We start from the raw sequence: 21,638 nt of genomic DNA, 5'->3' as shown, positions 1-21,638 counted from the left end.
GTAGGGACATTTGACTCTGTCCACGGGATGCGCAGAACCCCAATAATCCACAGCGGCACTGCAAAGACACCCCCAAGACTGGAAAATGGTATGGCCAAAAGAGGCAGGAAATTCAAGAACAAGAAGATCCGGTTCGTCGCGATCGGCGCGGCACTGGCGACCGGCGGCGCCGTCGTCGCGCTGCTGCCGTCGGCGAACGCGGCCGACGCGAAGACTCCCGAGCAGATCACGGCGATGTGCAACAGGGCCGCGGTGCTCAACGGCAAGCAACAGTCGGTGAGCGATTTCGGCGGCGGGTTCGCGGACGGTTTCGCGGCGGACAACTGCGATTACGTCGAGACCAAATTCGAGACCTTCGACGGGCCTACCGAGAAGTCTTCCATCGATTTCCCGAACTGCGAGCCGAACGCCACCGACCCCGCGAAGGTGTCCGTCACCTGGTCGGCAACCACGGCCCAGGGCAAGGGAAAGTACAAGGAGACCAACCAGGGCGGTGGCGGCGGCCTCTTCGGATTCCTCAGCGGATCCTGGGTCAAGCACAAGGGCACTCTGGAAATGACCGTGAATTCGGCCACGGCCAGCGCCACGGAACAGCGCGAGGTGCCGGTCGGCAAGGTGCTCCACATGGAGTTCACACCGAAGTTGCAGCGCATGACCGGCGAATGGCGGGTGCGGATCGACGCCAGGGAGGCGACGACCGTCACCAACGCCACACCCGAGCAGAACTTCGTGGCGCCGGAAGTCGTCGAGGGTCCGGTGGTCCTGCCGGGCGCCGCGGGCGCGCCGGGCGTCGTCGACGGCACCTCCAAGGCTGTCCTGGAGGACTGCTGACCCGGTCAGCGGCTCACAAAGTACCTGCTCAACCCACATGAACCCGCAGGAGAACCCATGACCACCCCCGCCCCGCGCCCCAGAAGGCACCGCAGCAAGAAGAAGCGCATCACCCTCGTTCTGGCACCCGTCGCAGCCCTCGCGGTGATCGTCCCGCTGATGAACCAGGCGGGCGCCGCCACGCCGTCCGAAGTGACCTCCGACTGTTCCAAGGACTCCGAAAAACTCGCGAACTGTGAGTTCGTCGACGTCCAGGTCAAAAGGAACAGCCTCGGCCCCAACGAGCGCGTCTCACCCGTGACCCAGAACTGCGGGACGACCACCGGGGCGACCAGCACCTTCAACGTCAGCACATCCGTCACCAGGACCGTTCAGCTGGAGGACGGATTCAGCGCGAGCGCCGACACGAAACTGGGGAACTCCTTCTTCGAGATCGGCGGGAAATTCAGCACCTCCGAGTTCAACATCACCCGCGACGACAAAGCGACCGCTCTCGCGTTCAGCCGCTCCGACACCGTCAAACCGGACAGCATCGGATTCTTCATGTGGTCGGCCAAGCGCACCGACGTGAGCGGATTCCTGCGGGCCACCTACAAGGAGGCGCAGGACGGCCAGACAGTGTTCTTCGCGCCGAGCGAGGGCGCCGCGACGGTCCATGTCTTCTATCCGCAGCTTCTGAACAACGGCACGCCGGACGGCCGGCTGTGGCTGCGCAACGTGAAATGCGGTACACCCGAGGCCAACGGAATCATCAACTCGGGGAACAGCCTGCGAGCCGAACCGGGATTCGGTGAGGGCAGCGGCAGCGTGACCGACGTGGAAATCCCGCTGACGGAAATCCAGCCACAGTAGGTTTCAGCCGCAGCGGGTATCAGACGCGGTAGGTTTTCAGCCATAGGAGATTTTCAGGTGCGAAGCACGGGCGTGGCAGGAGTGGCTCCCAGCCACCGCAGGACCGCGTCCGTGCTGCCCCGCGCTTCCAGCTTGGCGTAGATGTTGCTGAGGTTGTTGCGGACGGTCTTCTCGCTCAGCCGTAACCGCAGCCCGATCTCCTGCGCGCCCAGACCGGTCGACAGCAGATCCATGACCTCCCGCTCGCGCGGCGAGAGCAGCGACCGCAGCCGGTCGATGGCACCGGCGGCCGTCGGCAGCCGGCGCGCCCCCTCGCGCAGGGCTGCGCAGGCGGTCGGCGAGAGGTAGGTGTGGCCGACGGTGGCCGCCATCACCGCCGAGGACAGCATGTGGGGGCAGTAGTCGCCCTCGACCAGATAGCCGGCCCCGCCCCGGAAGACCTCGACGACGGTGTCGGTGTCCGTGCACGCGCTGACGACGATCACCGGGACGCCGCGGTCGCCCAGCTCCCTCAGCAGCGCCGGGAAGGCCTCCCCGGGCTCCTCGCAGCGCAGCACGACGACGTCCACCGCGCCCTCGCGCAGGGTGTCGTAGGGCGGGGTGGCCCGTACCACCCGCTCCACGTAGGGGTCGTCGGGGGCGGGCCAGCCGTCATGCGGCCAGTCGCCCTGCGCGCAGGCGAGGGCGACGGAGAGTCGCTGGAAGGACCGGTCGACGGTTCGGCCGGTGGATCGCTCGGTGGATCGCTCGGTGGATCGCACTGGTGAGGTCCTTCCGCCGGAGCTGTCACGCCCGTACGTCCGTAGATACGCGGCCCGGCGTGGACATGTTCAAACCTTCAAGAAGCAAGCAGTGGCCCGGCCTCCGCCCCGAACTCGGTTATCTGGTCGGTCAGTTCGGCACGGCTCCGGCAGCGGAAGCGGACCTGGATCTGGTCCACGCCCATCGCGGAGTAGGCGCGCAGGGACTCGGCGAGCGCCTCCGGCGGGCCGGTGAGGGTGCGGCGGCCGACGTCCCAGGCGGGCGTCCCCACGTACAGGGGCTCGGTGATGGCGCCAATGGTGAAGGGCGCGGCGATGCCGGCGTCCTCGCGCAGGCGCCGCAGTTTCTCGATCTGCGCGGGCAGCCGGTCCCTGAGGTCGCCCTGGGGCAGCCAGCCGTCACCTTTGAGGGCGGCCCGGCGCACAGCCGGCGGGGAGGAACCGCCGACCCAGACGGGGACGCGGGCCTGGGTAGGTCTCGGCCGCTGCCCGAGCCCCTCGAAGTCGTACACCTTCCCGTGGTGGGCCGGGAACTCGTCCGGGCCGAGCGCGGCGCGCAGGGCGTCGATCGTCTCGTCGAGCACGGCACCCCGCCGCTCGAAGTCCGCCCCCAGCACCTCGAACTCCTCCCGTACGTGCCCGGCGCCGACCCCGAGGATCAGCCGGCCGCCGCTGAGGTGGTCGAGGGTGGCGTACTGCTTGGCGGTGAGGAGGGGGTGCCGCAGGCCGACGACGGCGACATGGCTGAGCAGGCGGACGCGTTCGGTGACGGCGGCGAGGTGGGCGAGGGTGGCCACGGGGTCGTACCAGACGGTGCTCATGGCCTCGGCCAGCCGGCGCGGGATCGCCACATGGTCGCAGGCGGCGACGTAGGCGAAGCCGGCCCGGTCGGCGGCGCGGGCGATCGCCACGAGATCGGCGGGGCCGGCGCCGGCCTCCCAGGGTTCGGCGTAGATCGTCGACTGGGACTGGACGGGGAGCTGGATGCCGTAGGCGAGGGGCCTGCTCACCGCGTGCCGCCGGCCCAGAGGCCGTCCTTCGTCAGCCCCAGCAGGTCGATCGCGTTGCCGCGGACGATCCGCTCCACGACGTCCGGGGCCAGATGGCCCATCTGCGCCTCGCCGACCTCCCTCGACTTCGGCCAGGTGGAGTCGGAGTGCGGGTAGTCGGTCTCGTAGAGGACGTTCCCGAGGCCGATGGAGTCGAGGTTGCGCAGGCCGAAGGCGTCGTCGAAGAAGCAGCCGTAGACGTGGTCGGCGAACAGCTCCGACGGCGGCCGGTGGACCTTGTCGGCGACCCCGCCCCACCCGCGGTTCTCCTCCCACACCACGTCGGCGCGCTCCAGGATGTACGGGATCCAGCCGATCTGGCCCTCCGCGTACATCACCTTCAGGTTGGGGAAGCGTTCGAACTTGCCGCTCATCAGCCAGTCGACCATCGAGAAGCAGCAGTTGGCGAAGGTGATGGTGGAGCCGACGGCGGGCGGGGCGTCGGCGGAGGTGGAGGGCATGCGGCTGGAGGAGCCGATGTGCATGGCCACGACCGTGCCGGTCTCGTCGCAGGCGGCGAGGAAGGGGTCCCAGTAGTCGGTGTGGACGGACGGCAGGCCGAGGTGCGGGGGTATCTCGGAGAAGGCGACGGCACGCACCCCGCGGGCGGCGTTGCGCCGGACCTCCTGCGCCGCCAGCTCGGCGTCCCAGAGGGGGATGAGGGTGAGCGGGATCAGCCGGCCGTGGGCGTCCGGGCCGCACCACTCCTCCACCGTCCAGTCGTTGTAGGCGCGCACGCAGAGCAGGCCCAGCTCGTGGTCGGCGGCCTCGGTGAAGGTCTGGCCGCAGAAGCGCGGGAAGGTGGGGAAGCAGACGGCGGACTGGACGTGGTTGACGTCCATGTCGGCGAGCCGGGACGGCACGTCGTACGACCCGGGGCGCATCTGCTCGTAGGTGATGACCTCCAGCTTGATCTCGTCACGGCTGAAGCCGACGGCGGTGTCGAGGCGGGTGAGAGGACGCTGCAGGTCCTCGTAGATCCACCAGTCCCCGAGGGGGCCGTCGTCGCCGGGCTCGCCCATGACGGGCTTGAAGCGGCCGCCGAGGAACGTCATCTCCTTCAGCGGGGCGCGGACGACGCGGGGCGCGGTGTCGAGGTACTTCTTCGGCAGCCGGTCCTGCCAGACGGTGGACGGCTCCACGGTGTGGTCGTCGACGGAGATGATCAGCGGGAGGGGCGTCGCGGGCGTCGTGCTCGTCGGTGTGGTCTCCATGGGGGCACGGTAGCGCTGATCTGACGGATCGTCAGCTATCACGTTCACGACGGGCGCGAGCCGGACTTGATCGACTCTGCGGGGATGTGTGCACACGAGATGTGAGGGATGTGTGGACTCCTGCGCACCTCCCGGATACCAAGACGGGAAGCTGACGGTTCCGGCATGGACAGGGCAAACTGAACAGGTAATTCGGATGCCTAAAGGGAGCCCTGATGGACGACCGGGTAGGACACGGCGGCCCGCGTGTGCCGGAACAGTGGCGCCCCGCCTCCCCCGGGGAGCCGGCGACGCTGCGCTTCGCCGTGCTCGGCCCCGTGCGCGCACGGCGCGGGGACGAGCAGCTGGCCACCGGCTCCCCCCAGCAACGCGCCCTGCTGGCCGCCCTGTTGCTGCGCGAGGGCAGGACGGCCACGGCCGCCGAGCTGATCGACGCCCTGTGGGGCGAGGAACCGCCCTCGCAGGCGCTGGCGGCGGTGCGGACGTACGCCTCGCGGCTGCGGAAGGTACTGGACCCGGGCGTCCTGGTGAGCGAGTCCGGCGGGTACGCGGTGCGCGGGCTCGGCGAGGGCGCCCTGGATCTCGCAGTGGCGCAGGAGTGGGCGGCGGAGGCCGAGAAGGCCAAGGCGGCCGGGGACCTGACCCAGGCCCGTGACGTGCTGAACCGCGCGCTCGGCCTGTGGGACGGCGAGACGCTGGCCGGCGTCCCCGGCCCGTACGCGGAGGCGCAGCGCGTCCGGCTGGAGGAGTGGCGGCTGGGGCTGCTGGAGTCCCGGCTGGACATGGACCTGGAGCAGGGCTGCCACGCCGAGGCGGTCTCCGAACTCACGGCGCTGACGGCCGCGTACCCACTGCGCGAACGGCTGCGCGAGCTGCTGATGCTGGCCCTGTACCGCAGCGGCCGACAGGCGGAGGCCCTCGCCGTGTACGCGGACACACGGCGGCTGCTGGCGGAGGAGCTGGGCGTGGACCCGCGGGCGGGTCTGCGGGAGTTGCAGCGCCGAATCCTCCAGGCCGACCCGGAACTCGCGGGGCCGTCGGTCCCCGCGGCGGAACCCGCGGTGGTACGGGTCCGCCCGGCCCAACTCCCCGCGACGGTCCCCGACTTCACCGGACGGTCGTCGTTCGTGCGGGAGCTGAGCGCGGTGCTGTCGGCGGCGTCCGGTCCGGAGGGCGGCGGCGGGACGGGCCGCGTCATGGCCGTGTCGGCGCTGGCGGGCATCGGGGGCGTGGGCAAGACGACCCTCGCCGTGCACGTGGCCCACCAGGCCCGGTCCGCCTTCCCCGACGGCCAGTTGTACGTCGACCTACAGGGCGCCGGGGCCCGGCCCGCCGAACCTGAGACCGTACTGGGCTCCTTCCTGCGGGCGCTCGGCACGGCCGACTCGGCGATCCCGGACTCCCTGGAGGAACGGGCGGCCTTGTACCGGTCGGTGCTGGACGGACGCCGGGTGCTGGTCCTGCTGGACAACGCCAAGGACGCGGCGCAGGTACGTCCGCTGCTGCCCGGCACCGAGGGGTGCGCGGCGCTGGTCACCGCGCGGGTGCGGATGGTGGACCTGGCGGGCGCGCACCTCGTCGACCTGGACGTCATGTCGCCCGACGAGGCGCTGGCCCTGTTCACCAAGATCGTGGGCGAGGAACGGGTGGCCTCGGAACGGAAGGCCGCCCTCGACGTGGTCGCGGCCTGCGGCTTCCTGCCGCTGGCGATCCGCATCGCGGCGTCCCGGCTCGCGGCCCGCCGCACCTGGACGGTGTCCGTGCTGGCGGCGAAGCTCGCGGACGAACGCCGCCGCCTCGACGAACTCCAGGCCGGCGACCTCGCCGTGAAGGCCACCTTCGAACTCGGCTACGGCCAACTGGAGCCCGCCCAGGCCCGCGCGTTCCGCCTCCTCGGCCTGGCCGACGGCCCGGACATGTCCCTCCGCGCGGCGGCAGCGGTCCTGGACCTCCCCCCGGAGGACACCGAAGACCTGCTCGAGTCCCTGGTGGACACCTCCCTCCTGGAATCCGCGGCCCCCGGCCGCTACCGCTTCCACGACCTCGTCCGCCTTTACGCGCGTGCATGCGCGGAACGCGACGAGCGTCCGGCGAGCGAACGGGAGGCGGCGCTGTCGCGGGTGCTGGACTTCTATCTGGCGACAGCGGCAGGGGTCTACGCCATCGAACGGCCCGGGGACCGCACGGTCACGCACCTGGAGCCCACCTCGTACACCGGTCTGACGTTCACGGACCGGACGGAGGCCCTGGACTGGCTCTTCCTGGAGGCTCAGTGCCTGCTGGCCTGCGCACGGCAGCAGACCACGGGCGGCGGGCTGCGCCGGGCCGTCGACCTGCTGTGGGCGGCGAAGGACCTGGCCGAGTCGGGCGCCAACGCCAAGCAGTACGAGACGGCCGCGATGGTTCTGCGGGACGCCGCGCAGGACGTCGGCGACGTCCGCGCGGAGAGCCGCGCCCGCACCGCGCTCTCCAACGTCCACCTGGCCGCCGGACGCTACGCCGAGGCCGACGAGGAGGCCCGGCGCGCCATCGAACTCGCCACCACGGCGAACGACGCGACACCGATCAGCTGGGCGGCGACCGACAGGGGGATCATCGCGCTCAGCCAGGGCCGCTACGAAGAGGCCGAAGCGTTCCTCACCACCGCCAGGGACGGCTATCGGGCGGACGGGAACCGGCCCGGCGAGGCCAGCGCGCTGTGCAACCTGTCACGGCTCTACGAGCGCATGAACCGCCCGCCCGACGCGGTCACCCTGGCCCAGAAGGGCGTCGAGATCTTCCAGCAGCTCGGACTGACCCTGCGGCTCGCGAACGGCCGCTACGCTCTCGGCGTCGCGCTGATCCGGGCCGGCAGGCTGGCCGAGGGGCTGGTGCAACTGTCCGACGCGCTCGAGATGTTCGGCAGCAACCGGCAGCGCCTGTGGGAGGGGACGACGCACTTCCGCATCGCCCAGCTGCACCTGGCCGACCGGCGCCCGGCGCAGGCGGCCCAGCACGCCGAACAGGCACTGGCGATCGGGTTCATCGGCGGTGACCTCATCCGGGGCAGTGTGCTGACGGCACTGGGCAGGAGCCTGCACGCACTCGGCCAGTCGGACCGGGCACGAGCCTGCTGGCAGGAGGCCCTGCTCCTCCTGGAGCGGTCGGGAGTGCCCGAGGCCGCCGAGGTACGTCGGCTGCTGACGCCCCTGGACGCATCATGAGCCCCGGCCCGCGGCGTTCATCGAACGTTTATGGCGCTCTGCCAAGGTCGACTCATCGGTCCGTCGCGTCGGGGGGCAGACGGGTCGCATGGGCCCACTGGGGGGTGGGCTCCGGCATATGCCTTCTGTCCGGCGATACTCGGGGAAATCGCCGGACAGAGGCGTCTCTCAGTCACCTGCACACCACTCCCAGGGGGAGCCTGAACATGAGCAACACCGAGAAGCGGACGACGGACTCCACCGCGGACATCAAGCCCATGGAGAACCACGCGCCGATCCTGCCGGCGCTCGACGACCTCAAGAAGCCCGACACCGAGAAGTCCGAGCCGACGGCCGGGGACGAGATCGTCACGCTCGAGAACCACGCGCCCGCCCCGCCCGCCCTGGACCTCGGCGGCAAGTAGACCTTCATCACGACGGGGATCGGCCGCGGCGGCGCGGAGGGGGAGCCGCCGCGGCCGAGGCGTGTCCCGAGCAGGATCCAAGCCATTCCATAGCGAGAAAACGTTCGAACCGCCCGAGCGTAAGACCCGACCGCTGGCGTCATCAGGGCCCGGAACGTCAGCTCTCGGAGGGGACGAACGCACATCCGGCCCCTCCGCCGTGTCATCCGACGTGGTCGAGCTCGCACCACACCGTCTTCCCCTCCACCCCCTGCCCCACGCCCCACCGCAACACCACCGCGTCGAGAAGCGCGAGGCCGCGACCGGACTCGTCGTCGTCCGAGGCGCGCAGGGGCTCAGGAAGGGCACTCGCGGCCGGGTCGCTCACCTCGACGCGGATCCGGCGACCGCCGACGCGAGCCACCCGCACCCGCACCGCAGCCCCTTCCCCGACATGCCGGATCACGTTGGCGACCAACTCGGTGACGCAGAGCTGGACGTCAGCGCAGGGCACGCCCAGACAGTGGCGTACGGCGCGGCGCAGGTCGGGAACCGCCTCGGGGACCGCGCGAAGTTCGAGATCCAGGAAGGGCGGGTACTGCTCACCCACCCAGGGCGGTTATCCACAGGCCAGGAAGCAGAACGGGCCGAACTGCGATCTTTGGTGGGTGAAGCAAAGGGCGGCGTTGCGGGACTTGACGGTGGGGGGAGTCCTCCTCACGGCGCATGCCCTTGACGCGGGGTGGCCCAAGCGAAGCCTCACACGTGCGCTCCGGGCAGACGGTTGGACTCTTCTCAGAAGGGGCGCCTGGGCCGAGCCGGGGCGCAACGCGGACCGCCTCACCCGCCTGCGGGCCGTGCAACTCCTCCACCCCCGGCTTGTCGTGAGCCACCGTTCGGCAGCCCCCCTGTGGCGGATCGAGATCCTGTCCTCCCGAGCCTCTCGTACCCCCCTGGAGTTCACCGACCCCGAGCTCAGCCACCGGCCGGAAGGGCGCGACGTACGCGTGTACCGCACCCTCCTGGAACCGACGGACGTCTACGAGCGCCGGGGCCTACGTGTCACCGGCCCGGTACGGACACTCACCGACCTCCTCTTGACCGGCCCCAGGGACGACGCCCTCGTCGCCGTGGAGTCGGGCCTCGCCCGCCGCACGGTCGACGGCGTCCGCCGAGCACCGCTCACCGACCTCGACACGATCAGCTCGGTCCTCGTGGCAAGGGGGCGGGGACGAGGCGCGGCCAGGGCACGCGCCTGGCTCCGCCTGTGCGACCCCGTCGCCGGCTCCCCGGCCGAGACGATCGCCCGCCTGCGCCTGTACGACGCCGGCCTCCACCCCGAGTCACAGGTCGCCCTCCGCGCACCAGACGGACGCAGGATCGTCCTGGACTTCTTCTTCCGCGCCGAGGGCCTGGCCGTCGAAATCGAGGGCTACGCCTACCACGGCACCCGCGACACCCACCGCCGTGACGTGATGCGCTTCAACTCACTCCAGCAGTGCCCGGAGATCCGACGCGTCCTCCGTTTCACCGCCGAGGACGTCTTCTGGCACCCAGAACGGATGATCCAGGAGATCCGCGCCGTCCTGGCAGCCGGAACGGTAGGGGTAGGGGTAGGGGGTAGAGGAGGGCCGGGGAGAGAGGCCCGGGAGAGACGCCCGGAAACGTGACCCACGACGACATGTGACCGTCGGGGCCGCCCGCTTCTTGGCCAGTGTCGTGCTTCCACCGCCCGAGTAAAGGGCGCTACGCCTTCGGCTCCGCGTCGGCTGCGCCGATGGGCCTGCGGCCCACCCTTGACTCGGCCGGCTCCAGCACGGGTGAGAAGCGAGCGGGCGGCCGGGGGAGGAACGGGTGTCCCAGGTGGGCAGACCCTTCGGCCCCCTGCGTACTGACCCGGCGTGCAGGTGCGCGCTACCGCCTCGCCAGCACGCCGGGTGGGCTCGGCGGCTTACGGCCGGTGGGGGGAAGGGTGGGTTGGGGGGGTTGGTAGTGGTGGTGGGGGGGCGGGTCGGCTGGCCGGGGGCGTGGGGGCCGCCAACTCCGGCCCGGCGGCGCGTGGGTTGGACGGGAGACGGGCGAGAGCGGGTGACGGCGCGCCGGGCAGGGTGGGCGCGGGGCCGGTGCGGCGCATGCCGACGGGACGCGAGCCCGCGCGTGGAGCTCAGCGACCTGCGGGCCAGCCGCTGGAGGGAACATCAGCTGTGGGGAATGACGGGCGGGCCGCATCCAATGGGAGGGCCACACGCAATCGGCGGATCACGCAAGTGGTGTGGTGAGTCACGCAATTGGCGGGCTGGGGCCACCCCCAGAACCCAACCCCCACCGCTGCCGCTTCCTCCCAGCCCCAACCCACCACTCACCCCGTCGTCCGCAAAGGGTGAGGCTGCTGTGACGAGTGAGACGCATTCTCCGCCCCTCCGCCACCCACCCTTCCCCCCACCGGCCGTAAGCCGCCGAGCCCACCCGGCGTGCTGGCGAGGCGCGGATGCGGCCGTCAACGCCGGGTCAGTACGCAGGGGGCCGAAGGGTCTGCCCACCTGGGACACCCGTTCCTCCCCCGGCCGCCCGCTCGCTTCTCACCCGTGCTGGAGCCGGCCGAGTCAAGGGTGGGCCGCAGGCCCATCGGCGCAGCCGACGCGGAGCCGAAGGCGTAGCGCCCTTTACTCGGGCGGTGGAAGCACGACACTGGCCAAGAAGCGGGCGGCCCCGACGGTCACGCCTCCCACAAGGGCTCACCTCAACTCCCCCAACCCTCACCCTCACCCCCTCACCCCCTACCGCCCTCACACCTACCGCCCCCACCCCTACCGCCCTCACACCTACCGCCCCCACCCCTCCCGCCCTCACCCCCCTCCCGCCCGCCCCCGCAGCTCCCCCTTCACCACCTTTCCGCTCGCGTTGCGTGGCAGTTCGGGGACGAACTCCACTGCCCTTGGGACCTTGTAGTTGGCCATTTCTCGGCGGGACCAGGCGATCAGGTCCTCGGATGTGGAGGTCGCGCCCGGGCGGCGGACCACGTAGGCCTTGCCGACCTCGCCCAGTCGGGGGTCGGGGACGCCGATGACGGCGACGTCGGCGACGTCCGGATGCAGGCCCAGGAGTTGCTCTATCTCCGCCGGGTAGGCGTTGAAGCCGCCGACGATGAACATGTCCTTGAGGCGGTCGGTGATACGGAGGTTGCCGGCGGCGTCCAGGACACCGACGTCGCCCGTGCGCAGCCAGCCGTCCGGCGTGAGGGCTTCCGCCGTCGCCGTCTCGTCCTCGTAGTAGCCGCGCATGACGTTGAAGCCGCGGACCAGGACCTCACCCGGCGCGCCCGGGGCGAGGGCGGTGCCCGTCTCGTCGACGACCTTCACCTCCGTCCCGGGGATCGCCCGGCCCGACGTCGAGGCGATCACCCTCGGCTCGTCGCCGCGGCGGCACATCGTGACGATGCCGCTGGCCTCCGAGAGGCCGTACGCCGTCAGGACCGTCCGCACGCCGAGCTCGTCCCGCAGCCGCTCCACCAGGCGCAGCGGGACGACCGCCGCGCCCGTCACGACCAGCCGCAGCGCCGACAGGTCGTAGGCGGCGCGGGAGGGATGGTCCAGGAGGGACTGGTGCAGCGTCGGCGGGCCGGGCAGCACCGACACCCGTTCCGAGGCCACGTTCGCGAGCACCGCGTCCACGTTGAACACCGGCTGCGGGATCATCGTCGCGCCCCGCATCAGACAGGCGATCACGCCCGCCTTGTAGCCGAAGGTGTGGAAGAAGGGGTTGACGATCAGATAGCGGTCGCCGTGCCGCAGCCCCGCCAGCTCGGTCCAGATGCCGTACGCCCGCAGGGTCTGCGCGTGCGTGATCACCGCGCCCTTCGGGCGGCCCGTGGTGCCCGAGGTGTAGACGATGTCCGACGGCCACTCCCCCCGCACCGCGTCGGCCCGCGCCCGCGCCTGCGCCGCCCCCACCCCGTCCCCGCTGGCCAGGAAGTCCTTCCAGGTGCGGAAGCCGACCGGCGCGTCGTCGGACAGGACCACCGCCTGCTCCAGTGCGGGCAGCCCGGGCAGCGGGCCCGATCCCGGCCCCTCCCCCGCCGCCCGTCGCAGCGACGCCACGTACGACGTGCCGAGGAACGTGCCCGTGACGAACAGCAGCCGTGCCCCGCTCCTGCGCAGCACATACGCGGCCTCCGCCCCCTTGAACCGCGTGTTCAGCGGGACGAGCACCGCGCCCACCGACACCGCGCCCAGCGCCGCGACCATCCACTCCAGCGAGTTCGGGGCCCAGATGCCGACCCGGTCCCCGGCCCGCATCCCGCCCGCGACGCACGCCGCCGCGGCACGTTCGACCCGCGCGCCGAGTTCGCCGTAGGAGATCCGGGTACGGCCGTCCACCACCGCCTCGGTGTCCGCGTACCGCTCGGCCGCCGAGCGGACCAACCTCGCGATGCTGTCCCACTCGCCGAAGGTCCCGTCCCGCGCCAAGCCTCCTTCGCCACCCATCACTCCTCCGCCGCCCATGACTCCTCCGCCCACCGCTCCTCCGCCCACGGCTTCTCCGCCCACGACCGGCCTCCCGCGCCCGCCCCACTTCACTAGCTGACGACCCGTCAGATTAGCTGTAACCTGACGTCCTGTCAGCTCACCCGTCCCCTCAGCGGAGGTGCAGCAGTGACCGGGCTCAAGGACGCCACCGCCGTCGTCGGCATCGGACAGACGCCGTTCGCCAAGCACCTCCCCGAGGACGAGCGGACCCTCGCCTGCCGTGCCGTCCTCGCCGCCCTCGACGACGCCGGGATCGCCCCCGGCGAGGTCGACGCCCTCGCCTCCTACACCATGGAGGAGACGGACGAGGTCGAGCTGGCGAAGGCCGTCGGGTTCGGCGACCTGACCTTCTTCAGCAAGGTCGGCTACGGCGGCGGCGGCTCCTGCGCGACCGTCGCCCACCTCGCCGCCGCCATCGCCTCCGGCCAGGCCACGGTGGGAGTGGCGTGGCGCTCGCGCAAGCGGGGCAGCGGGCCGCGCCCGTGGACCAACACGGCCGTCCAGCTCGCCACCCCGGCCCAGTGGACCCGCCCCTTCGGCCTCCTGCGGCCCGTCGACGAGATAGCCATGCTGGCCCGCCGCTACCTGCACGAGTACGGTGCGACCCGCGACCACCTTTTCAACGTCGCCCTCGCCTGCCGCAACCGCGCCAACCAGAACCCCGCGGCGATCATGTACGACCGCCCCCTCACCCGCGAGATGTACATGACCTCCCGGTGGATCAGCGAGCCCCTCTGTCTCTACGACAACTGCCTGGAGACGGACGGCGCGTTGGCCTGCGTGGTCGTCAGCAGCGAGCGGGCCCGGGACTGCCGGCAGCGGCCCGTGTACGTCCACTCCGCCGCCCAGGGCCTGCCCGCCCAGCACCACGGCATGGTCAACTACTGGAACGACGACCCCCTCACCGGGCCCGCCTGGGCGGCCGCCCGACACCTGTGGAAGCACGCCGACTTCACCCCGCAGGACGTCGACGTCGCCCAGATCTACGACGCCTTCACGCCGCTGGTCCCCCTCTCGCTGGAGGGCTACGGGTTCTGCGGCCGGGGCGAGGGCGGCGCCTTCACCGAGCAGGGAGCCCTGGAGACCGGCGGACGGCTGCCCCTCAACACCGGCGGCGGCGGGCTCAGCGAGGCCTACGTCCACGGGTTCAACCTCATCAACGAGGGCGTGAAGCAACTGCGCGGGACCAGCACCGCCCAGGTCCCGGACGCCGCCACCTGCCTGGTCACCGCGGGCGAGGGCGTCCCGACCTCCGCCCTCCTGCTGAGGAACTGAGGACGCAAGAACCGAGGACCGGGAACCGAGGACCGAGGACCGAGGAACCGAGGGAGCCGAACATGCTGAGTCCCGTCCCCGACGCCGACGGCGCCCCCTTCTGGCGGTACGCCGCCCAGGGCGAACTCCGCGTCCAGGCCTGCGCCGACTGCGGTGAACCACGCTTCCCGCCCCGCCCCTGCTGCCCGCACTGCCAGTCCTTCGCGAGCGAGTGGCGGCCGGTGTCGGGCCGCGGCCGCATCTGGTCCTACGTCGTCCCGCACCCGCCCCTCCTCCCCGACTACGCGGCGCAGGCCCCGTACAACGTGATCCTCGTCGAACTGGCCGAGGCGCCCCGGATACGGCTGGTGGGAAACCTGGTGAGCGGGCCGGGGGCGCCCTTGAACTCCGTCTCCCTCACCCGCGTCCGGATCGGCGCCCGGGTCCAGGCCGTCTTCGACGGCGACGGCCTGCCCCGGTGGGTCCTGGAGCGGTCATGAGCGCGGCAGCGAACGTGCGCCTCGACATCGACAAGGACACCGGGGTGGCCGTCGTCACCCTCGACCGGCCGGCCCGGCTCAACGCCATAGACCTCGACACGGTCCGTGAACTGCAGGAGATCTGGCGGGAGTTGCGCTTCGACGACTCCGTACGGGCCGTCGTCCTCACCGGCGCCGGCGGGCGGGCGTTCTCCAGCGGGCTCGACCGGGACGCCGTCGTGCCGCAGCCCGCCTCCCCCTACATGCAGGACGATCCGCTGCTCACCGTCGGTCCCAAGGCGAACGACCTGTGGAAGCCGGTCGTGGCCGCCGTGGAGGGGATGGCCTGCGGGGGCGCCTTCTATCTGCTCGGGGAGTGCGAGTTCGTCGTCGCGGGCGCCGACGCCGTGTTCTTCGACCCGCACACCACGTACGGCATGGTCAGCGCGTACGAGTCGGTGCTCCTCGCGCAACGGATGCCGTACGGAGAGGTCGCGCGGATGATGCTCATGGGGACGGCGGAGCGGATCTCCGCCCGGCGTGCGTTCGACGTCGGCCTCGTCTCCGAACTCACCGACACGGGCGGGGCGTTGAAGGCCGCCGTCACCTGCGCCGCCGTCGTCGCCGGGTATCCCCCGGCCGGCGTCCAGGGCACCGTGCGGGCCCTGTGGGCGGCGAAGGAGGCGGCCCGCGCGATGGCCTACGCGCAGGCCCCGCACCTCATCTCCCTGGGCAATCTGCCGACCGAGCAGCAGGCGGAACTGTTCGCCGGACGGCGGGGCGGCGGGTTCCGGGTGCGGTGAGCGGCTGTCAGCCGTCGACCTGGAGCGTCGTCGTCTCGTTCCCGCCGACGTAGGTGTCCGTGTGCTGGTCTTCCACCTGGCTGGAACCGGTGTCGAGGAAGTCGACCATGCCATGTCACCGCCCTGGCGACCGCCCCGACCCCGGCGTAGCGTCTGGGGTGGCGGCCGCCGTCTGGATCCCCTTCCGTGCACCCGGCACGACGGCCGTCCCGGTAGCCGTATCGGTACTGGTACTGGTACTGGTGCCAGTACCTGCACCGGCACCGGCACCGGCACCGGTGGCTTACGCCGTTCGGGCCGTGCCCGTGCCCTTCTCCGCGTCCAGCGCGTACACGCAGCGGTCCTTGCTGCACGCGTACACGACGCCGTCGCGGACCACCGGGGAGCCGGTGATCTCGCCGCCGGTCGCCAGCTTCCAGCGCAGCCGGCCGTCGTCGGCCTTCAGGGTGTAGAGGAGGTGGTCCGTGGAGCCGAAGTGGATACGGCCCTCCGCGACCGCCGGGGCGCCCACGATGTCGCCGCCCGCCTGGAACCGCCACTTGGGCGTGCCCGTGACGGCGTCCAGGGTGTACAGGCCCTTGCCGCTGCCGACGTGGACATGGCCGGCGGCGACGAGGACGGGGTCGACGGACGCGCGGGACTCCGTCGCGATGCGCCAGCGGTCGCGGCCGTCGGTGGCGTCGATGGCGTACACCGTGCCGAGGTAGTCGGCGAGGTAGACGCCGCCGCCGGTGACGGCCGGGCCGGGCACGAAGGTCGGCGCGGACAGGAACACCGCCGGGGCCTCGAAATGCCAGCGCACCATGCCGCTCGCGACGTCGACGGCGAGGACGCGGGTGCCGGCGGAGAGGTAGACGTAGCCGTCGGGGGCGGGGGTGACGCGGACCGGGACGCCGCCGCAGGAGGCGGTGTCGCCGATGGGGTACGACCAGCGTTCGTCACCCGTACGGGCGTCGAGGGCTCTGAGCCGGGCGTCCTGCCAGACGAAGACCGTGCCCTCGTGGAGCGTCGGCCCGGCCTCCGGGGACTCGAAGTCGGTCTGGCAGCCGCTGATCTCCCAGAGCTTCTGCCCGCTCGAGGCCTCCCAGGCCTGGACGCCGCCGCCGCGGGTGCCGGTGACGACCGTGCCCCGGTCGGCCTTGAGCGAGTACACCCAGGCGTCCGTGGACAGCCGCCACAGGTCGCCGCCCTCGCGGGCGTCCAGGGCGAACAGGGTGGGGCCGTCGGAGGCGTGCACGCGGCCGTCCGCGACCGCCATCGACCAGGCGACGTCCCGCGTCTTGAAGCGGCGCCGGCCGGTGGCCACATCCAGGGCGTGCACCTCGAAGGAGGTGACGTAGACGAGGTCCCCGGCGACCGACGGCGTGCCCCACACGTCGTTCGACATGCGGAACCGCCAGGGCCGCCAGCCCGCCGGGGTCTCCGGGGGCGCGCTCTGCACGGCGGGCAGGGCGGTGTCGGCGCCGTTGACGCCGGGGTGGAGGCGGGACCAGTTCGCGACCAGGCCGGGCTCGGCGACCGGCGCCTTCACGGCGGCCGTGGCACGGACGTCGGCGACGCGCGGACCGGGGCCGATCGGCACTGCCGCACCCGCCAGCCGGACGGGCCCGGTGTCGGGGGCGCCGACGACGACGGCGGCGGGCGGCTGCGTCGGGCGGGAGAGGACCACGGGGTCGTGGGACGGCGGGGGCGGTACGGCCTGCGCGGCGGGCCCGCGGCCCATGGCCACGCCACCGCCACCGCCGCCTCCGCCTCCGCCGATGTTGCCGCCCGCGAAGCCGCCGCCGCTGCGGGGGCCGACGGGCGCCGGCTTCGGCGCCGGGCGGCCGCCGCGGCGCGTCTCGATGAGGGTGACGGCCTTCTCGGGCAGCCACGCCGAAGCCGTACCGCTGTCGTCGGAGCCGGAGCCGAAGAGGTGGGGGGCGAGCTGGGCCTGGAGGTCGGCGGGGTTGGGACGGGCCGTGGCCTCCATCTGCATACAGGACTCGATGAGCGGCCGCAGCTCGTCGGGGAGGCCCTCCAGGTCCGGGCCCTCGCGCAGCAGCATGAAGACGGTCTCGACCGGGTTGGCGCCGTGGAAGGGCGGGTGGCCGGTGGCGGCGAAGACGAGCATCGAGCCGAGCGAGAAGACGTCGCTGGCGCCGGTGACGCTGCGCGAGTCCTTCGCCTGCTCGGGGGACATGTAGGCGGGGGTGCCGACGGCGACGTTCGTCATCGTCAAGCGCGTGTTCGAGACACCGGACGCGATACCGAAGTCGATCACGCGCGGGCCGTCCTCGACCACGAGCACGTTGGACGGTTTCAGGTCACGGTGGACCAGCCCGGCGCCGTGGATCGACTGGAGGGCCTCCGCGACGCCCGCGGCCAGCCAGCGCACCGCCTGGGCCGGCATCGGCCCGCACTCGTTCACTATCTCTTCGAGGGAGGGCGCGGGCACGTACGCGGTGGCCAGCCACGGCACGGCGGCGCGCGGATCGGCGTCGACGACGGCGGCCGTGTAGAAGCCGGAGACCGCCCTGGCCGCCTCCACCTCGCGCGTGAAACGCACCCGGAAGAGCTGGTCCTCGGCGAGCTCCGTACGGACCGTCTTGATCGCCACGCGCCGGCCCGAGGCCGAGCGGGCCAGATAGACCAGCCCCATGCCGCCGGCACCCAGCCGTCCCAGCACCTCGAACGGCCCGATCCGCCGAGGATCGTGCTGCGTCAGCTGATCCACCACTTGCCTGCCACCTCCCCGTACGAGCCGCGTCACCCACTTGTGTACACGGCCCCGTGCAGCGTCTCACCACCGCACCGCCATGGCGGCACGCACCCCGATTCTTCCTGGCCGGGCGGCTGGTTGCGAACCCGGGGGCAATCGGGGTGTCTTATTTCATATGTGGGCAAAAAATACTCACCGCAGGACAAACCCGCCAGTAAGAGCGGGCTGCTGAGCGCGTGCTCAGCGCTGGAGCAGTGCGAACGACGCCCCCTGGTTGTCGGTGACGACGGCCACCGTGCCGTACGAGGCGGTGAACGGCCCCGCCTGCACCCGCCCGCCGAGTCGGCTCACCGCGCCGAGCGTCTCCTGGCAGTCCTCGACGCCGAAGTGGACGAGGAAGTGCGGCGGCATCACCTCCGGGAAGACGTCGCCGACCGGGGCGCGGCCGAAGTCGGGGGCGGCGCCGGGGCCGAAGAGGGCGGCGTGGAAGAGGTTCCCGTAGAAGGTGTTGGCGGCCTCGGTGTCGCGGGCGTAGAGCTGCGCCCAGGCGAAGGCGCCGGGCCGGTGCCGGACGCCGAAGCCGGGGTGGCTGCCGGGCTGCCAGAGCCCGAAGACGGCGCCCTCGGGGTCGGCGGCGAGGGCGCCGGTGCCGAGCCCGTCGACGGGCAGCGGGGCCATCACCACCTGGCCGCCGGACGCCTGGATCCGCCGGGCGGTCGACTCCGCGTCCGGGGTCGCGAAGTACACGGTCCAGACGGTGGGCATGCGCCCGTCCGTCTTGTGGGCGAGCGCGGCGACGGGCTCGCCGTCCAGCCGGGCCCACACGGAGCCGCCCTGGCCCTCCGGCCGCTCCTCGAAGGTCCACCCGAAGAGCTCGCCGTAGAACCGCCTGCCCGCGTCCACGTCGGGGAGCTGGGCGTCCACCCAGCAGGGGACGCCCTCCGGGAATCCCCCGGGGGGTCCCGCCGCGTACACCGATGCCCTGTTTTCGGCCATGCAGCCAAACTAACGGCGGTTCACGCGGCGCGCAGACCCGGCGCGACCAGGCACACCCGTCTCCGTACCCCCACGCACCCCATTTGCAGTCGGCCGAATAGCGCTCCGATCACCCCTCGGTAAGCTGACGGCATGACAGGACAAGTGCGTACCGTCGACGGCCGCGTGGCCGGTCGGCGCGGGCAGGCGACGCGGCAGAAGCTGCTCGACTGCCTCAGCGAGATGCTCAGCTCCTCTCCCTACCGGGACGTCAAGGTCATCGATGTCGCCCGGAAGGCCGGTACTTCGCCCGCGACGTTCTACCAGTACTTCCCCGACGTCGAGGGCGCCGTCCTGGAGATCGCCGAGCAAATGGCCGCCGAGGGAGCCGAGTTGACCGAGCTGGTCGCCGGCCGGTCGTGGGTCGGCAAGGCCGGCTGGCAGACGGCACAGGAGCTCGTGGACGGCTTCCTGGAGTTCTGGCGGAAGAACGACGCGATTCTCAGAGTCGTCGATCTCGGCGCGGCGGAGGGCGACAAGCGCTTCTACAAACTCCGCATGAAGATCCTCAACTCGGTGAACAACTCCTTGTCGGACGCGGTCGCCGAGCTGCAGTCCAAGGGCAGGGTCGACAAGGACGTGAACCCGGCCGCTGTCGCCGGTGCGCTCGTCGCGATGCTCGCGGCGGTCGCCTCGCACCAGAAGGGCTTCACGACGTGGGGTGTCAAGCAGGCTGAACTCAAGCCGAACCTGGCGCTGTTGGTGCACCTGGGCATCACCGGCAAGAAGCCGACGAAGTAGCCCGCCCCTCACTCTTTTTACACGTCAAGTCCTGTCTGCCAGGCGGCAGTTCACACCGGTGAGCTGCCGCCTGCCGCGTTGCCGACGACACCCGTGGCCGGGCTGCCGACGACACCCGCTAGCTGCTTCTGGGGATGATCCGGAACAGCCGGATCTCCCGCTCCACGCGCGCCTGGTACGTCGCGTACGGCGGCCAGAACGCCAGCAGTTCCTTCCAGGCGGCGGCCCGTTCCTCTCCCGTCAGCAGCACGGCCGTCACCGGAAGGTCCGCGCCCTTCCAGTTGATCTCGGCGTCGGGGTGGGCGAGGAGGTTGGCGGTCCACGCGGGATGCCCGGTGCGGCCGAAGTTGGAGCCGATCAGCACCCAGCTCCCGCCGCCCTCCTCGGGCATGCAGGCCAGCGGCGTCCGGCGCGGCTGCCCGCTCCTCGCCCCAGTTGAGGTAAGGATCACCCCCGGCAGCAGTTGGGCGCTGAGCAGCACCTTCCCCCGGGTCAGGCGGTGGACGGCCCGGTCGAGGGCGGGGACGACATGCGGGGCGACCTTCGCGAACGCCCGCGTCGAGGAGACCTTCTGCACCAGTCGGACGCCGATCACACCGACACCTCCGCCCGCTCGAAGAGCCGGGCCTGCCCGGCGGCATGGGCACGGAGCCGGTGCACGGGCCCGAACAGCAGCTCGTCGCCGGCGGCCCGTTTGAAGTACAGGTGCGCCTCGTGCTCCCAGGTGAACCCGATGCCGCCGTGCAACTGGATGCCCTCGGCGGCGGCACGACTCAACGCGTCCAGCGCCTGGGCGAGGGCAAGCCCCCCGACCCGCTCAGCATGACCGTCCTGACCGTCCTGGCCGTCCTGGCCTGTTGCCCAGGCGGCGTAATAGGCGGCGGACCGGGCCGCCTGGACCTGGACGTACACATCGGCCAGCCGATGCTGCACCGCCTGGAAGGACCCGATCGCCCGCCCGAACTGCTCCCGCTGCTTGAGGTACTCGACGGTCCGTTCCAGCGCCCGGTCGGCGGCCCCGACGGCCTCGCAGGCGACGAAGGCGGCAGCGAAGTCACCGGCGCGGGACAACGCCGCCGGAACATCCGCCACCTCCTCCTCGCCGAGCAACTCCGCTTCAACCTCCCGGAGTTGGACGCGCCCTTGCGGGCGGGTCGGGTCAAGTGCCGTCTGCCGGGTCCGTACGAGCCCGGAGGCGTCCCCCGTCACCAGGAACAGCAGGGTGCGCGATCGTGCGAACCCCCCGGTGTGGGCGGCGACGACCAGCAGCCCGGCGCTGTGCCCGTCGAGCACCTGCGCCGCCTCCCCGTACAGCCGCCAGCCCTCCTGCGTGCGGCGGGCCTGGACGCCCCCCGCCCGCCCGCCGCCGGACCAGTCGCCGCCGCCCGGCCCGGTCAGGGCGAGGGCGGTCGCGAGGGCGGGGGCCGGGACGGCGAGGGCGGCGGTCAGGGTGCCGTCGGAGATCCGGGGCAGCAGGCCGGTGCGCTGGGCGTCGGTGCCGAGGGCGAGGATCAGGGGCGCGGCGAGGACGGAGGTCGCCAGCAGCGGGGAGGGTGCGAGGGCCCGGCCGGTCTCCTCGGCGGCGAGCACGAGGTCGGTGCGGGGGCAGCCGACACCGCCGTAAGGCTCCGGGAGGGCGAGTCCGGGCAGGCCGAGTTGTTCGGCGAGGGCGGCCCAGAGGGCGGGATCGTGGCCGTCGGGGGTATCGAGGGCCGCCCGCAGGTCGTGCGGGCCGGAGCGTTTGTGGAGGAGTTCGCGCAGTGTGCGCCGGATCTCGCCCTGCTCGGCGGTGAAGTTGGGGTCCAT

At 71.9% G+C, this 21,638-nt stretch carries 18 protein-coding genes; 9 read left to right on the top strand and 9 right to left on the bottom strand.

Going from position 1 to position 21,638, the window contains the following annotated elements; genetic code table 11:
• The first annotated feature begins 90 nt into the window (after positions 1-90).
• Both B5557_RS25385 and B5557_RS25380 read left to right on the top strand, forming a co-directional pair.
• On the top strand, positions 91-831 hold the full coding sequence (locus B5557_RS25385) for a hypothetical protein (RefSeq protein WP_079661622.1): 741 nt from the start codon (positions 91-93) through the stop codon (positions 829-831).
• Between the two features lie 57 nt (positions 832-888).
• Positions 889-1,683 (top strand): hypothetical protein, encoded by a 795-nt coding sequence (locus B5557_RS25380; RefSeq protein ID WP_079661621.1) that lies wholly within the window; start codon positions 889-891, stop codon positions 1,681-1,683.
• Between the two features lie 53 nt (positions 1,684-1,736).
• On the opposite strand, the gene B5557_RS25375 is transcribed toward B5557_RS25380, so the two are convergent.
• The 3 genes from B5557_RS25375 to B5557_RS25365 form a co-directional block, all read right to left on the bottom strand.
• Positions 1,737-2,444 (bottom strand): LuxR C-terminal-related transcriptional regulator, encoded by a 708-nt coding sequence (locus B5557_RS25375; protein WP_079661620.1) that lies wholly within the window; start codon positions 2,442-2,444, stop codon positions 1,737-1,739.
• 77 nt (positions 2,445-2,521) lie between these two features.
• On the bottom strand, positions 2,522-3,454 hold the full coding sequence (locus B5557_RS25370) for a TIGR03619 family F420-dependent LLM class oxidoreductase (protein WP_231976030.1): 933 nt from the start codon (positions 3,452-3,454) through the stop codon (positions 2,522-2,524).
• Positions 3,451-4,707 (bottom strand): amidohydrolase family protein, encoded by a 1,257-nt coding sequence (locus tag B5557_RS25365; RefSeq protein ID WP_079661619.1) that lies wholly within the window; start codon positions 4,705-4,707, stop codon positions 3,451-3,453. The genes B5557_RS25370 and B5557_RS25365 overlap by 4 nt, the downstream gene beginning before the upstream one ends.
• 215 nt (positions 4,708-4,922) lie before the next feature.
• On the opposite strand from B5557_RS25365, the gene B5557_RS25360 reads away from it, so the two are divergent.
• Both B5557_RS25360 and B5557_RS25355 read left to right on the top strand, forming a co-directional pair.
• Positions 4,923-7,910: an AfsR/SARP family transcriptional regulator gene (locus tag B5557_RS25360; protein ID WP_079661618.1), complete on the top strand. Its 2,988-nt coding sequence runs from the start codon at positions 4,923-4,925 to the stop codon at positions 7,908-7,910.
• A 206-nt stretch (positions 7,911-8,116) separates the two neighbouring features.
• Complete coding sequence (locus B5557_RS25355) at positions 8,117-8,314, top strand: hypothetical protein (protein WP_079661617.1); 198 nt, start codon at positions 8,117-8,119, stop codon at positions 8,312-8,314.
• A gap of 202 nt (positions 8,315-8,516) precedes the next feature.
• Here the strand turns inward: B5557_RS25355 and B5557_RS25350 are convergent, their stop codons facing one another.
• Positions 8,517-8,903 (bottom strand): ATP-binding protein, encoded by a 387-nt coding sequence (locus B5557_RS25350; protein WP_231976029.1) that lies wholly within the window; start codon positions 8,901-8,903, stop codon positions 8,517-8,519.
• A 274-nt stretch (positions 8,904-9,177) separates the two neighbouring features.
• Between B5557_RS25350 and B5557_RS25345 the strand changes: the two genes are divergently transcribed.
• Positions 9,178-9,963, top strand: coding sequence for a hypothetical protein (locus B5557_RS25345; protein WP_180291583.1), 786 nt, complete (start codon positions 9,178-9,180; stop codon positions 9,961-9,963).
• A 1,176-nt stretch (positions 9,964-11,139) separates the two neighbouring features.
• Here the strand turns inward: B5557_RS25345 and B5557_RS25340 are convergent.
• Positions 11,140-12,759, bottom strand: a complete 1,620-nt coding sequence (locus B5557_RS25340; protein ID WP_231976028.1) for a FadD3 family acyl-CoA ligase — start codon at positions 12,757-12,759, stop codon at positions 11,140-11,142.
• A 186-nt stretch (positions 12,760-12,945) separates the two neighbouring features.
• Here B5557_RS25340 and B5557_RS25335 point away from each other — a divergent pair, with 186 nt between their 5' ends.
• From B5557_RS25335 to B5557_RS25325, 3 genes are all read left to right on the top strand, one after another.
• Positions 12,946-14,094 (top strand): lipid-transfer protein, encoded by a 1,149-nt coding sequence (locus tag B5557_RS25335; protein ID WP_079661614.1) that lies wholly within the window; start codon positions 12,946-12,948, stop codon positions 14,092-14,094.
• A gap of 62 nt (positions 14,095-14,156) precedes the next feature.
• Positions 14,157-14,573, top strand: a complete 417-nt coding sequence (locus tag B5557_RS25330) for a Zn-ribbon domain-containing OB-fold protein (RefSeq protein ID WP_079661613.1) — start codon at positions 14,157-14,159, stop codon at positions 14,571-14,573.
• A complete protein-coding gene (locus tag B5557_RS25325) occupies positions 14,570-15,355 on the top strand; it encodes an enoyl-CoA hydratase/isomerase family protein (RefSeq protein ID WP_079661612.1) in 786 nt (261 codons plus the stop codon). Before B5557_RS25330 ends, B5557_RS25325 begins: the two co-directional genes overlap by 4 nt.
• 283 nt (positions 15,356-15,638) lie before the next feature.
• Here the strand turns inward: B5557_RS25325 and B5557_RS25320 are convergent, their stop codons facing one another.
• Both B5557_RS25320 and B5557_RS25310 read right to left on the bottom strand, forming a co-directional pair.
• Complete coding sequence (locus B5557_RS25320; protein ID WP_079661611.1) at positions 15,639-18,074, bottom strand: outer membrane protein assembly factor BamB family protein; 2,436 nt, start codon at positions 18,072-18,074, stop codon at positions 15,639-15,641.
• Positions 18,075-18,296: 222 nt separating this feature from the next.
• A complete protein-coding gene (locus B5557_RS25310) occupies positions 18,297-19,052 on the bottom strand; it encodes a VOC family protein (RefSeq protein WP_079661610.1) in 756 nt (251 codons plus the stop codon).
• A gap of 144 nt (positions 19,053-19,196) precedes the next feature.
• Between B5557_RS25310 and B5557_RS25305 the strand changes: the two genes are divergently transcribed.
• Positions 19,197-19,832 (top strand): TetR family transcriptional regulator, encoded by a 636-nt coding sequence (locus B5557_RS25305; RefSeq protein WP_079661609.1) that lies wholly within the window; start codon positions 19,197-19,199, stop codon positions 19,830-19,832.
• 118 nt (positions 19,833-19,950) lie between these two features.
• Here the strand turns inward: B5557_RS25305 and B5557_RS25300 are convergent, their stop codons facing one another.
• Both B5557_RS25300 and B5557_RS25295 read right to left on the bottom strand, forming a co-directional pair.
• A complete protein-coding gene (locus tag B5557_RS25300; RefSeq protein WP_079661608.1) occupies positions 19,951-20,427 on the bottom strand; it encodes a nitroreductase family deazaflavin-dependent oxidoreductase in 477 nt (158 codons plus the stop codon).
• Positions 20,424-21,638 carry an acyl-CoA dehydrogenase family protein gene (locus B5557_RS25295; protein WP_079661607.1) on the bottom strand — a complete coding sequence of 405 codons (1,215 nt, stop codon included), beginning with the start codon at positions 21,636-21,638 and terminating at the stop codon, positions 20,424-20,426. The genes B5557_RS25300 and B5557_RS25295 overlap by 4 nt, the downstream gene beginning before the upstream one ends.

This window comes from Streptomyces sp. 3214.6 (assembly GCF_900129855.1).
Lineage (GTDB): Bacteria > Actinomycetota > Actinomycetes > Streptomycetales > Streptomycetaceae > Streptomyces > Streptomyces soliscabiei.
The sequence above is the reverse complement of the archived record's forward strand: the minus strand, read 5'-3'. Positions and strand labels throughout refer to the sequence as shown.

What these genes read in the sequence shown, in the direction of transcription:
- B5557_RS25360 (WP_079661618.1), top strand. Translation starts at nt 4,923, where the DNA reads ATGGACGACCGGGTAGGACACGGCGGCCCGCGTGTGCCGGAACAGTGG.
- B5557_RS25295 (WP_079661607.1), bottom strand. Translation starts at nt 21,638, where the DNA reads ATGGACCCCAACTTCACCGCCGAGCAGGGCGAGATCCGGCGCACACTG.
- B5557_RS25310 (WP_079661610.1), bottom strand. Translation starts at nt 19,052, where the DNA reads ATGGCCGAAAACAGGGCATCGGTGTACGCGGCGGGACCCCCCGGGGGA.
- B5557_RS25380 (WP_079661621.1), top strand. Translation starts at nt 889, where the DNA reads ATGACCACCCCCGCCCCGCGCCCCAGAAGGCACCGCAGCAAGAAGAAG.
- B5557_RS25325 (WP_079661612.1), top strand. Translation starts at nt 14,570, where the DNA reads ATGAGCGCGGCAGCGAACGTGCGCCTCGACATCGACAAGGACACCGGG.
- B5557_RS25355 (WP_079661617.1), top strand. Translation starts at nt 8,117, where the DNA reads ATGAGCAACACCGAGAAGCGGACGACGGACTCCACCGCGGACATCAAG.
- B5557_RS25330 (WP_079661613.1), top strand. Translation starts at nt 14,157, where the DNA reads ATGCTGAGTCCCGTCCCCGACGCCGACGGCGCCCCCTTCTGGCGGTAC.
- B5557_RS25385 (WP_079661622.1), top strand. Translation starts at nt 91, where the DNA reads ATGGCCAAAAGAGGCAGGAAATTCAAGAACAAGAAGATCCGGTTCGTC.
- B5557_RS25365 (WP_079661619.1), bottom strand. Translation starts at nt 4,707, where the DNA reads ATGGAGACCACACCGACGAGCACGACGCCCGCGACGCCCCTCCCGCTG.